This is a genomic window from Prosthecobacter sp., assembly GCF_020439865.1.
Lineage (GTDB): Bacteria > Verrucomicrobiota > Verrucomicrobiia > Verrucomicrobiales > Verrucomicrobiaceae > Prosthecobacter.
This window is the reverse complement of sequence record NZ_JAGRPF010000080.1, coordinates 32,011-44,978: the sequence shown is the minus strand read 5'-3', so window position 1 is coordinate 44,978 and position 12,968 is coordinate 32,011. Positions and strand designations below refer to the sequence as shown.

8 protein-coding genes are annotated in these 12,968 nt (G+C 59.7%); 1 reads left to right on the top strand and 7 read right to left on the bottom strand.

Going from position 1 to position 12,968, the window contains the following annotated elements; translation table 11 throughout:
• The 7 genes from KDL09_RS09335 to KDL09_RS09305 form a co-directional block, all read right to left on the bottom strand.
• A partial coding sequence (locus KDL09_RS09335) for a right-handed parallel beta-helix repeat-containing protein (protein ID WP_294384178.1) occupies positions 1–1,400 on the bottom strand: 1,400 nt, incomplete at its 3' end.
• Between the two features lie 71 nt (positions 1,401–1,471).
• Entirely contained in the window at positions 1,472–2,875 is a 1,404-nt protein-coding gene (locus KDL09_RS09330; protein WP_294384177.1) for a DUF1501 domain-containing protein, read from the bottom strand.
• A gap of 4 nt (positions 2,876–2,879) precedes the next feature.
• Positions 2,880–5,720 carry a PSD1 and planctomycete cytochrome C domain-containing protein gene (locus tag KDL09_RS09325; protein WP_294384176.1) on the bottom strand — a complete coding sequence of 947 codons (2,841 nt, stop codon included), beginning with the start codon at positions 5,718–5,720 and terminating at the stop codon, positions 2,880–2,882.
• 39 nt (positions 5,721–5,759) lie between these two features.
• Positions 5,760–6,683: an alpha/beta hydrolase gene (locus tag KDL09_RS09320; protein WP_294384175.1), complete on the bottom strand. Its 924-nt coding sequence runs from the start codon at positions 6,681–6,683 to the stop codon at positions 5,760–5,762.
• Positions 6,684–6,762: 79 nt separating this feature from the next.
• On the bottom strand, positions 6,763–8,160 hold the full coding sequence (locus KDL09_RS09315; protein WP_294384173.1) for a sulfatase-like hydrolase/transferase: 1,398 nt from the start codon (positions 8,158–8,160) through the stop codon (positions 6,763–6,765).
• Between the two features lie 34 nt (positions 8,161–8,194).
• Positions 8,195–9,640: a sulfatase gene (locus tag KDL09_RS09310; protein ID WP_294384169.1), complete on the bottom strand. Its 1,446-nt coding sequence runs from the start codon at positions 9,638–9,640 to the stop codon at positions 8,195–8,197.
• Positions 9,641–9,726: 86 nt separating this feature from the next.
• Positions 9,727–11,922 carry an RICIN domain-containing protein gene (locus KDL09_RS09305; RefSeq protein WP_294384167.1) on the bottom strand — a complete coding sequence of 732 codons (2,196 nt, stop codon included), beginning with the start codon at positions 11,920–11,922 and terminating at the stop codon, positions 9,727–9,729.
• A 196-nt stretch (positions 11,923–12,118) separates the two neighbouring features.
• Between KDL09_RS09305 and KDL09_RS09300 the strand changes: the two genes are divergently transcribed.
• On the top strand, positions 12,119–12,964 hold the full coding sequence (locus KDL09_RS09300) for a DUF2971 domain-containing protein (RefSeq protein ID WP_294384164.1): 846 nt from the start codon (positions 12,119–12,121) through the stop codon (positions 12,962–12,964).
• The last annotated feature ends 4 nt before the right edge of the window (positions 12,965–12,968 follow it).

Here is a 12,968-nt window from a genome sequence, read left to right as displayed (position 1 = left end):
ATCGGACCGTAGGTCGCGTCCGGCTCGTAGATGGTGAAGTAAAGCTCGGGGAACGTGCTGGGCTTGGCGGTGCGATACGCGATGCGGCCGCGGCGCATGTCGGGTTCGTTTTTGGTGGTGTTGTTGACGAAGACGTTACCGGTCATCACGAAATTGACTGGCTGGTTGATCCACGCGCCGCGCCCGCCGTTGCGGAAGGTGTTGCCGGTCATCGTCACATCCGTGCAGCTCTTTTCCACGCTCACCACACGCGATCCGTTGGTGCCATCGACGAGATTGCCGGTGATCGTGGCGTTCTGGCAGAACTCGGCGAGGAAGAACGCGCCCATGCGGCTGCCGAGGATGTGGTTGTTTGCAAAGATGATGTTCTTGCAGCGCTGGATGTGCATCGTATCGCCGATGGCGTTCAACTGGCAGCCGGTGACACGCACATCGCGCGCACCGACGATGTCGAACGCCCCCTTGCCCGGTCCGGCGCCTGTCGGCGAATACGCGCCGAGGTAAGTGCCGCTGATGTTGAAGGCGAGTTGGCCGCTGCCATCGTTCTCGAACTGAATCGGCTCGCCACCGGGCTTGTCGGCGATCTTGATGAACTCCGGCGTGGCTTCGATGACGAAGTATTGCAGGCCGCGCACGATGTTTTTTGGCATACCCGCTCCCATGAAGGTCAGCGCCTCCTTCGGGTCGTCTGTCTGGCTCACGGCGATGGGGCGGACGGTGTTGTCGAGCTTCACGCGGTCATCGCCGCTTCGCATCGTGACCTCGCGCATGAGGTCGGTCCGGAAATACTTCTTCGCACGTTCCACCTCCCATGGTTCATACGCCTCCGGAAACGTCATGATCTGCCACAGGTAGCCGTAGTCCCACATGAACTTCCCGCTGCGCAGCAGCGTGCAGCTTTCCACCGCAACACGCTCGGCGTAGAACTCGACATCGGCCTCGCTCTTCTTGCCGTACTGGCCGTGCACACCGATCACCGCCGCGGCCATGCCGTTCGACTTCACATCGCGAAACAAAATGTCATGCGTGCCGCCTTCGATCGTCGTCGTAATCTCGATGCCCTTCGTGTTTGCGTTCGGTTCCCATGAGTTTTCCTTCTGCGCCGGATTAAATACATGGCCGACGAACTCCCCACCATACCACGCGAAGTGTGCGATGTTTTCGCCTGAAAAGAGCACCACACGAGCCTTCTCCGGCAGTGTGTCCGGCAGGATGAACCGCGCGCCATGCGCCATGACGGTCGTGTTGGACCGCAGCGGAATCGGCGTTGTGCCATCCAGGTGATAATCCCCGGCCGGAATGGTCACGACACCCTCTTTGGCGAACAACGCGATGAGCCTGGCCGAGTCGTCGGCGAACGTGGTGGCGGCGAAAATGAAAAGCGCGAGCAGGGACTTCATGCCTCGATCATAACAGCCCGGGCCGCTCCAACTCCACGACAAAGAGTAGGCGAAATGCGTCAGCTGCTTCATCATGCAAGCACGCCCTTCACGACCTCTCCATGAATGTCCGTGAGGCGATAATCGCGGCCCTGGAAACGGTAGGTGAGGCGGGTGTGGTCGAGGCCGAGGAGATGGAGCGCGGTGGCGTTGAGGTCGTGGATGTGCACGGGGTCTTTGACGATGTTGTAGCTGAAGTCATCGGTCTCGCCGTGGACGTGGCCGCCTTTGACACCGGCTCCGGCCATCCAGACGCTGTAGCAGCGCGGGTGGTGATCGCGGCCGTGATTGTCGCGGGTGAGCACGCCCTGCGAATAGACCGTGCGGCCAAACTCGCCGCCCCAGATGACGAGCGTGTCATCGAGCATGCCACGCTCTTTCAGCTCGGCCAAAAGCGCCGCGGTGGGCTGGTCGGTGTCGTGGCATTGGCTCTTGATGCCGCTGGGCAGGTTGTTGTGCTGATCCCAGCCGCGATGGTAGAGCTGGATGAAGCGCACGCCACGCTCGGCGAGCCGGCGGGCGAGGATGCAGTTCGCGGCATACGTTCCCGGCTTCTTCGATTCAGGACCGTAGCGCTCGTAGATGTCGGCGGGCTCTTTGGAGAGATCGGCGAGGTCGGGCACGGCAGACTGCATGCGGAAGGCCATCTCGTATTGATCGATGCGGGCCTGCGTCTCGGGATCGTGGTAATCGGCGAGCTTGAGGCGGTTCAGTGCGGCGACATCGTCGAGCATGGCACGGCGTCGCTCGGTGGTGATACCGGGCGGATTGGAAAGGAAGAGCACGGGGTCCTTGCCGGAGCTCATGCGCACACCTTGATACTTCGAAGGCAGGAAACCGCTGCCCCACATGCGCTCGTGCAGCGGTTGCGCGTTCGTGGGGCCGCTGGGACGAGAGATGAGCGCCACAAACGCGGGCAGGTCCGCGTTGTCCGAGCCGAGACCATACGACACCCACGCGCCAAACGCGGGCCGACCACCGATTTGATGCCCGGTTTGCAGCAGCGTCATCGCCGGATCGTGGTTGATCGCCTCCGTGTGCAGCGAGCGAATGAGGCAGATCTCATCGGCGAACTTCGAGGTGTGCGGCAGCAACTCGCTCAGCCACATGCCGCTTTGGCCATGCTGCGCAAACTTGAACACCGACGGCGCGATGGGGAAGCGCTTCTGCCCCGCCGTCATGCCCGTGAGCCGCTGCTCGCCACGCACGGAGTTCGGCAAATCCTTGTCGAACTGCGACGCGAGCCCCGGCTTGTAATCAAACAGATCGAGCTGCGACGGCGCACCCGCCTGCGTGAGCCAGATGATGCGCTTCGCCTTCGGCGCAAAGTGTGCAGCAGGCGACGCGAAGAGTTTTGGATTCGCGAGCGATGCCAGCGCGAGGCTCTTGAGCCAGTTGCGACGCGAAAAAGGGGCGAGGGAGGATTCGGTGCTCATGAGGTCACTCCTTGGTGATGGTTTCGTCGAGGTTGATCAGCGTGCTGGCGACCGTCGTGTAGGCAGCGAGTTCAGCAGCGCTCAGTTTGTCGTCCGTCTTGGCCTCTCCGAAACTGAGGAGCTGTTTGGCGGCCTCTGCGTCTTTCGTGAAGTCTTTGATAGATCGCTCCACCGCAGCGGCAAGGACTTGGAGTTCTTGTTTGCTCGGTTTTCGTCCGAGAAGCAGTCGAAAACCATGCGCGAGGCGTGACTCGATGCTCGTGCCGCCTTCCTTGATCATGCGTTGCGCCAGAAACCGAGCCGCTTCGACATAGGTCGGGTCGTTCATCAAATTGAGCGCCTGCAGCGGCGTGTTCGAGCGTGAGCGACGGAGCGCACAGGTCTCGCGGAAAGGCGCGTCAAAGAGCAGCATGCCGGGATGCGGCACGCTGCGCTTCCAGTAGGTGTAAAGACTGCGACGGTGCAAATCATCGCCGCTCCCTTGCTGGTAGGTCGCCTTGGGATTGTCGCGCTGCGCCACGACCTGTTCATAAAGCCCCGGCGGGTGATACGGCTTCACACTCGGACCTCCGGTCTTCTCCACCAGCAGCCCGCTCGCAGCCAAAGCTTGATCACGAATCACCTCCGCACTCAAACGATGCCGCGGTCCGCGTGAGAGCCATTGATTCGACAGATCGGACTGATCCGACGAATGACGCGAACTCTGCTGATACGTCTCGCTCGTCACGATCAGCTTCACAAGCTTCTTCACATCCCAGCGGCTTTCTTGAAACGTCACCGCGAGCCAGTCGAGCAGCTCTGGATGGCTCGGCGGCTCGCCTTGAGAGCCAAAATCCTCGCTCGTGCGAACAAGGCCGGTGCCAAAGAAATGCTGCCAGAAGCGGTTCACGATCACACGGGCCGTGAGCGGATTCTCGCGGCTCACGAGCCACTTGGCGAGACCGAGGCGATTGCGTGGCAAATCGGCAGCGAGCGCAGGCAAAACCGCCGGCGTGGCGGCCACGACCTTCTCACCCGGCTTGTCATAAGCCCCACGCATCAGGATGAACGTGGGACGCATCTCCTTCTGCTCCTCCATAACCAGCGTGGTCGGAATCTCAGCCTCCGCCGCGGCAATCTGCTTCTTCAAAGCAGCCTTCTCTTCACTCAGACGACGATGCTCAGGCATCTGCGCCATGCGAAAGCTCGCGAGTTGCTTGCGCTCCGCCGCGGTGCGTTTGGAGGCCTCTTTTTGCGAGATCGTCACGATGCTCGCGGGCGCGATCAGCTCCGTCGCATTCGTGGTGACAAACAAACGCCACTGCGAAGGCCCGCCGGCATTCTCGACACCGATCGAGATCGCCACCTCGGCAGCTTCGAGAGGCTTTTCGAGCTCAAACAGCGCCTGCACCGGCTTGTCGGGTCCCACCGAGAGCACGGACTTGGTTTTGCGGTCGTTGTCGAGCACGTTGGCATGCGTGGCGTCGATGGCGTGCAGCTTCGTTTTGCCAACTTTGAGCTCGCTCCATTGAAAACTGGCCGAAGGAGCCGTGGTGGAGCATTCGAGACGCAGCGCGGTGATTTTGCCCGCTGGCAGCTTCGCGTTGATCACGATGTTATTGGCCCGCGTTTCCTGCGGGCCGACCAAAACGGCCTTGTCGGCGATTTGAGGCGGATTGTCGCCGCCGGTGGCTTTTTGCGGCTCCAGCGGCCGCCAGTCGATCTTCTTCGTCGCGAGCTTTTTCGCCCAAGGCTCGATATCACCTGCCGCGAGGCCTTTGAGCTGATCTTCGACCGGTTTGAGCTTCGCATTCAGCGCGGCAATTTTCGCTTCCAACTCCGGCGCAGGCAGTTTCACGAAAGGCGGCGCATTGGTGCGCACCGGATTGCTGTAAATCCCCACGCCGCGTTCTGGCACATTGTGGAAGAAGGCCTTCATCGCGTAAAAGTCGTGCTGCGTGAAGGGATCGAACTTGTGATCGTGACAGCGGGCGCAGTTGAAGGTCTGGCCCAGCCACACGGCGGCAGTCGTCTCCACGCGGTCGGCCGTGTATTCGGCCAGAAACTCCTCCGCGATGATGCCGCCCTCCTCATTGAGCATGTGATTGCGATGAAACCCCGTGGCGATCTTTTGCTCCAGCGTGGCCCCCGGCAGCAAATCGCCCGCGATCTGCTCGATGGTGAACTGGTCGAATGGCATGTTCGCATTGAACGCCTTGATCACCCAGTCCCGCCAAGGCCACAGCTCGCGATCACGATCCACCTGGTAGCCGTTCGTGTCCGCAAAACGCGCCGCATCCAGCCAACCGACCGCCATGTGTTCGCCGTAGTGCGGTGATTGCAGCAACTGGTCGATGAAATCATTCAGGTCAGCCTCGTCGGATGGCTTCGGCGGGAGTCCGGTGAGATCCAAAGCCAGCCTCCTCATCAAAGTTTCCCGCGAAGCCCGCGGCGCAGGCTGAAGGTCATGGTTCTTCAACTCCGCCCGGACAAAATCGTCAATCGAGTTTCCCGACTTCGGTTTCACCGGCGGCACGAAAGCCCAATGCGGCTGATACTTCGCCCCTTCGGCGATCCACTGCTTCAATGTGTCCTTTTGCTTCGCCGAGAGCTTCTTGTGCGACTCCGCCGGCGGCATCAGATCATCGGCATCGGTGGTGGTGATGCGTTCGATCAGGGTCTGCGGCCCCAGCTTGATCAGTTCCTCGCGCACATCGAGCCGCAGGTCGCCCTTGCGATTGTTTTTGTCCGGGCCGTGGCAGTAAAAGCAGTTGTCACTGAGGATCGGGCGGATGTCGCGATTGAACGACAGCTCCGCCGCGCCGGCCAGTGTGGTGATCGAGAGCAAGGAAAGACGAAAAAGCATCCGCAGACATACGCTGCGGCCTGCTTGGCTTGCGCAGGCTTACTTTTTCTTCACCGGCGTGCTCGGCAGTGACGAGACATCGAACGTGAACGGTTTGGCAGGTTGCTTGCCGAGCAGTTGCAGATCAAACCACTCGACCATGCGCTCGGTGTCCTGGGCCATCTCCTGCCATCCTCCGTGGCCCGCGCCTTCGCGGATGACCAGTTCGCACACGACACCGACTTCATGACAACGTTTCAGAAAGCGCTGCGATTGCGTGAGCGAGACCTGCGGATCGGCATCGCCATGCACGATGAAAATCGGTGGCTGTTCTTTGTGCACCCAGTAGATCGAAGACAGTTCGCGCCCGAGTGCCTCGCGTCCTTCAGGTGTCGCCGCCTTCGGGCCAAACGCAGCCGCGTAGGCTTCGAGCTTGCCGATTCCCACGGCGTTGTCGCCGGGTTCGAACCAGTTCAGATAGTCTGTGGGCGGATAGAAGCACGCGACGGCATTTACCGCGCTGCTTTCGCGATCAATCGGATCATTGGCCTTTGGATCACCTGGTCCGCCACGGGTCGCGAGCATGAGGCTGAGATGACCGCCCGCGCTGCTGCCGGTGACCCCGAGCTTCTGAGGATCGACGCCATACGCGGCGGCATTGGCGCGGACAAAGCGCACGGCACGATTCAGATCGGCCACGATCTCCTCCACCTGAAACCGCGGCTGCGTGCCATGCACGACCACAAACGTCGTGTAGCCCGCCTTGGGCCATCCACCGTCGTTAATCCCTTTGTGGTTCGACTTCCAGCCGCCGCTCACGATTTTGACGATGCCCGCTCCGTTCGGCTTCTCCGGCTTGAAGATGTCCATCGTCAGCGCGACGCCGTCGTGCTTCGTGTAGATTACATCGCGGATGCGCTCCGGCTCCTGGGCGGACAGCGAAAGGGCAATCAGGGCAAGGCAGGGAGACAGGAGGTGCTTCATGGTTGACCCATCGTTGCGCCTTGCCGCTGAATTTCGCAACCGCAACATGCTGGGAGAAGAACAGGCTGGGCTTCAGGCCTTACTTCTCGTTGCCTTTGCTGTCCTGCACGGGTGCAGCGGTGGACTCTGGGGCCGTGTAGGAAGCGACCCAGTCCTCATGCAGTTTCAGCAGCTTCGCGACGATCTCAGGATGCTCCTTCGCGTGATTGGTTTTCTCCGAGATGTCGGTGGCGAGGTCGGAGAGGAAGAATTTTTTGTCCTCATCGCTGAGTTCGCCGCCGGACGTGTCCTGAACGTTGCCAATGAGCTTCCACTGGCCCTGACGTACGGCCCATTGCGGCCGTTTGCCTCCGCCCACGAGCCAATGCAGTTCACTGTGGGGTGAAGGTGCGTCGGCGGACTCGATGACCGATGTGATGTCCTTGCCGTCGATGTCCTCATTGAGAAGCTTCACGTCACACAGTTTGCCAAGCGTTGGCAACCAGTCGCAGCTGTGCACCATCTGCTCGCGCACGACGCCCTCGGGCAGATGACCGGGCCACGAAATCAGTCCGGGCAGGTGCATGCCGCCTTCGAAGAGGCTGAATTTCGCACCGCGATACGGTCCCGCGCTGCCGCCACCGAAGTGCGCGCGTTCCTCGGTGGAGTGGCCGTTGTCGGACTGCAGCACCACGATGGTGTTCTTTCGCAGATCGAGGTCATCGAGCTTTTTCATCAATGCACCGATGCGTTCGTCACAGGAGGAGAGGAAGGCGGAATAGAGGTTGCGCGGATACGGCAGATCCTTGTAGCGTTCGAGCCACTTCACATCACCTTGATAGGGGTAGTGCGGCATGTTCAGCGCGAAGTAGATGAAGAACGGCTGCTTGCGGTTTTGCTCGATGAAACGAGACGCCTCCTCGACCATCAGGTCGGCGAAGTAGCGACCCGGATGAAAGACCTCGGTACCATTCCGCCAGAGGTCATGCACGTTCGGCCCCTGCCAGTAGAAGAAGTGCGAGAAGTTGTCGATGCAGCCGCCCATGTGACCGAAAGCATGGTCGAAACCCTGCGCGTTGGGCGTTTCGCCATCGCGGTAGCCGAGATGCCACTTGCCGATCTGTGCCGTCGAATAGCCCGAGGCCTTAAACATCTCCGCCATCGTCACCTGCTCCGTAGGCACGCCTTTGCCACCGTGCTGCGAACCTGCGTTTCCGACGAGCCCCGCACGCAGCGGATAGCGGCCCGTGAGCAAGGCCGCGCGCGATGGCGAACAAACCGGTGCGCCTGAGTAGAATTGCGTGAAACGCACCCCGCTCGCCGCGATGGCGTCGATGTTTGGCGTCTCGATATCCTTTGCCCCATAGCATCCGGCATCGTCCGCACCCTGATCATCTGTCATGATGACGATGACATTGGGCTTTTCAGCGGCGGACACGGAGTTCGCTGTCAAAGACAGCGCGAAGGTGATGAAAACGAGAGGTCGGATAAAATTCATGGTTTGCGTGGTGGTTGAAGTTTGGAGATAGCGTTCAGCGCTTCGCCTTTCCCTTGGCTGGACCGGGTTTGAAATCAGGATTCACTGATGGCAGCGCCGCGCCGACGGATTCACGCCAGCCGTGCAGTTGGTCGCGCAACTCCTTCACTTTCTCGGGATGGTCTTTGGAAATCTCATGTTCCTCACCGAGGTCGTCCTTCAGGTTGTAGAGCTCGACATGGTCGTCCTCGAAGAACTCCAGCAGCTTCCAGTCGCGCGCTCGCACGGCGCTCACTGGCGTAGTCGTGTGGTAGTAATGCGGGTAATAGAAGAACAGGGCATCACGTTGCAGCTTTGATGTCGGCGATTTCAACAACGACGTGAGATCCACGCCATCCGTCACATCAGCAGGCTGCGGCAGGCCGGCGGATGCCAGCAGCGTGTTGAAGATGTCCATGGTCACCACGGGTTCGTCGCATGTTGCACCTGCCTGCGACACGCCCGGCCAGCGGATCATGAGCGGCACACGGATGCCGCCTTCGTAAAGCGATCCCTTGCCGGAACGCAGCGGTGCGTTGTTGGTCACGGGCATGTTGCGTCCGCTGGCCTTGTCAGATCCGACGTAACCTCCGTTGTCGCTGGCAAAAACGACGAGCGTGTTTTTGTCGAGGCCACGGCTCTTGAGATGATCGAGAATGCGGCCCACGTTGTCATCGAGGTTCTTCGTCATCGCCGCATAAACACCATGCTGATGATGCATTTCGGGGCTCAGCTTCGCGTCAAAGCGGGTGACGTCGTCTTCCTTGGCCTCGATGGGCGTGTGAACAGAGTGATGCGCCAGATAGATGAAAAACGGCTGGTCTCCCGCGTGGTCGATCACCTTCATCGCCTCGTTGGTGAGCCTGTCGGTAAGGTATTCGCCGGGTTTGCCAAACTCAAGATGCGGGACGTAGCGAAACTCCGGTCCAAACCTCCCTGTGCCGCTGTAGGGCCACCAGAACGTCTGCGGAGCACCCCAGTTGGTGCCGCCAATGTTGATGTCAAAACCGTGTGCTTCGGGGTAATGCTCCCAGTCGCCGAGATGCCACTTCCCCACCAGCGCGGTGAGGTAACCCGCATCCTGCAGGTGTTTCGCGATGGTTGTTTCCGTGTGCGGCAGGTTCCAGATCGACGGTGCCTCGCGCAGCTTGCGGTTCTTCGCGCCGCCCTGCTGGGCGCCTTCGGCCCAGATGGTGAAGTGCAGGCGCGCGGCATGCTTGCCGGTCATCAGGGTCGAGCGCGTGGGCGAGCAGACCGACATCGCATACGCATTCGTGAAGCGAACCGATTCCTTCGCAAAGGCGTCGATGCGCGGTGTCTCGTGCAGATCTGCGCCGTAGCAGCCGAGATCCGCCCAACCCATGTCATCGGCGAGAATGAACAGGATGTTCGGACGCTGTGAGGCCGCGAACGACGTGTGTCCGATGACAAACGCAGAGAGAAGAACGAGGAATGGCTTCATGGGCGGAGCCATGGAACGTTGGTTGTGTCGTCCACCCTTCCTTAATTATATATGCGTGATCGCGTGAGGAGCGTACAGCATGCCGGTCACAGCTTGTTCGGCACCACCTTCGTCCACGGACTCCATGCGCCGAGGGCGTGCTGCTGGATCTTCCGCTTCCAGATCTTGTTGCCGCAGAAAGCGTAGAGCGTGTCTTTGTCCTTGCCGCCGATGGCGACGCCGGTGACGCGGCTGCGATCGGGAACGGTGAGGATGAACTGGGTGGGGCCGTCGTCGGCGCTGATCTGGATGCCGCTCTTCGTGGCGAGGAATTGACGGCCTTCGAGCGAGTAGCAGATGCATTCCGCGCCTGCGTCATCTTCCCAGTCGGCCACATGCAGGTGGAAGAAGCGCTCTTTGTTGATGAGTGATCCGTCGTCAGCGACCTGATAGCTGTAGGCCCACTTTGAGTGGCCTTCGGCGACGGAGAGCAGCCACTGGTCGGGGCGGAAGGCCATGCCGGTGGCGAATTTGATGCCTTTGTCCACCTGTGTCTTTTTGCCATCCTTGATAAGCCACACGCTGCCGCCGTTGTTCGGCTTCTTGTCGTCGTTGTCGGTGACATAGAGGCTGCCATTCGGATGCGCAAGAATGCTGTGCCCCGTCTGGCCTTCGAGCACGACGCTGCCTTTTCCATCGACGCCGTAGCTCATGACCTTCCCTGACTTTTCTGAGACGGTGTAAACCTTGCCATCGGCGCCGACGCTGACGCAGTGGGCGTTGCCGGTGTCGGCGGCAAACTCCTTCACCGAGTCGTCGAGGTCGATGCGGTGAATTTTGTTCTCCGTGGTGTCGGCGAAGAAGACCTCGCCGTTCGCGTTCGTCGAAGGGCCGCGCGTGCTTTTGAAACCTTCGGCAACAAGCTGCCAGTCCTCGCCGGGGAGAATGATCTCCTGCGCGCGCGGAGCGCTTGTGCCCGCCTTCACGCGCTCGGGCCAGTCTTTCCAAAGATAGGCCATGGCTTCGCGCCAGTTCTCCATGTAGCCCGCGCCGTGGCGGCCTTCGATGATGCGGAAGCGGTAGTCGTAGCCGGAGAAGACGAGCGCCTTGTCCATCTCCTGATCGACGAGGAACCAGTCTCCCGCGACGTTCTCCATGTCGTGCGTGCCGGTGGTGAGGAAGGAGCGGATGGGGCGCGCCTCGAACTTCCTCACCATCGTGGGAAACTCGTGCCCGCCGCGGAAGGCGACGAAACTGCCGCTCACGCAATACACGCGGCTGAACGCCTCGGGCCGGTTCCACGCCGCCGCGAACGCCGTGATGCCGCCGCTGCTGCCACCCGCGATGCAGCGGTCGTTGCCGTCAGTGCTGAGATTGAGCTGATACTGCTTCGCGACGAACGGCAGCACCTCCTCGTCAAAGAAGCGCGCGTTGTTGTCGTTCACCGCGTCGTATTCGAAGTCACGATTGCGGCGGCCTGCGGTGCCCTTCATCGGCGCGGGAACCTCGCCGGGCCTCACAAACACGCCCACCGTCACGGGAATCTCCTTCGTGGCGATCATCGTCTCCAGCAGCTCCTTCTCCTGCGGTCGGAATCCGTCGGTCTTCACATAAACACAGGCCGACTTGCTCGCGTCATACTGTGCGGGAATGAAAACGGTCACTTCGCGCACGGTGCCCGGGAAAATCTTGCTCTGCGTGAACTGAAAAACCTCGATCCGGCCCGGCTTGATGTCCTCGGGTTTGATCTCCGGCGGCGTGTAAGCCGGTGCTTCCGCCTCCTTCGCCTCCGCGATGCCGCTGCCCGCGAGCGGACGGATGAACCACTGCAAATGCTGGTCGTTCGGGTTGTGTTTCCAAAGATCGATCTTCGCACCTGCCTCCTTTTTGCCACCGAGGTGATCGAGTCCCATCCCCGGCGCATGCTTGGGTTCCAGGGCATAGCTGCCGTTGTCCTGCTTCATCAGCGACCAAAGCTGCGCATCCGACTTGTTGTCCTTTTCGATGGTGATCTTCGAGCCGATCTTCTTTTCGCCATTGGCCACGGTCAGCGTGAGTCCCGGCTGCGAGGCCGGCATCAGCCAGAACCAGCCGTCGCCTTTGGGCTGGATGATCCACTTCTGGTTCGCCGCGCCGTTGGGCTTTTGAATCGAAACGACATCGCCATCCTTCGTGCCGCCCACGGCTTCCAGCACAAACTCCGGTGCGCTGACGGAGACGATCTGATACGAGCCCCAGTCTTCAGCAAAGACGGCGGTGGTGAGAAGGGAGAGCGTGAGGAGGATGGTTGAAACGCGGATCATGCCGAAGGAGAACGCAGCTCCACCACGGATTCGACGACAAATCTTATGAGGAATGCGACACTTCCGTGTCCCAAGGAAGACAGCTCAGGTTTTGATCATGATGACGGCGTAGCGATATGCTCAGATCTGGGGCGGTAAAGGTAAAGTAGGCGTTTTGTGGCTTGCCCATCCCATCAACATTCCTTCTTTGCTCACCATGAGGCTTTTTCGTTATTTCGACGCCATTGGGGCCCTGGCCACGCTGACGAACAAAACCATGCGTTTTGCGAGTCCGTTGAAATTTAATGACCCATTTGAGATGACGCCCCGAATTGAGCAGCCTCCCGAAGAACTGGTATTGGATCGATTATTGGCAGACCACATGGTTGAAGATTACTTCATCAAAGTTGGCAGCAAGAAAGGACTCAGCAGAGAAGAAAGCTCCAAAGAATACCACGCGTGCGAACTGCCTCGACGATTTCAAAAGTTTCAAACACCCGAAGGATGGACCAAGAAGGCCTTCGATTTGAAGTGGGACTTAGTGGGGAAAATAGCGAAAGGCTTTCGGATACTTTGTTGTTCTCACCGGGAAGATTCCATCTTGATGTGGTCACACTATGCCGAACAGCACCGTGGAATAGTGATGGAGTTTGAAACAGCAGAGATGATCGAAGGAGTCGATCTTGCCACTGAGGCTTATGAAGTTCGTTATCGCAGCAGCCCGCCGAGTATTCCAGCACTTCATCCAGATATGGCTTCATTTGAGGAAACGCTTCTTCAGGTCTTAACGACGAAGGCGCTTGAGTGGAGTTACGAGGAAGAAGTGCGAATCAGGATTCCAGCAAACGACCGCTTGAATTCGGAAGAGCCTCTTGATCTAAGCATTGACCCCAAATGCCTCAAACGAGTCATTGTTGGCTGCTATGACCATCCGAAGGAGAAAACGTATGCTGCGGTCGAGAGGCTGGCAGAGATGCCCAGCTTAAAACATGTTACTTTCCAGCGTGCTTATCTAGATTCGCATGACTACAAACTGAGATTCGCCGACAAACCGAGTTCATGAGAAA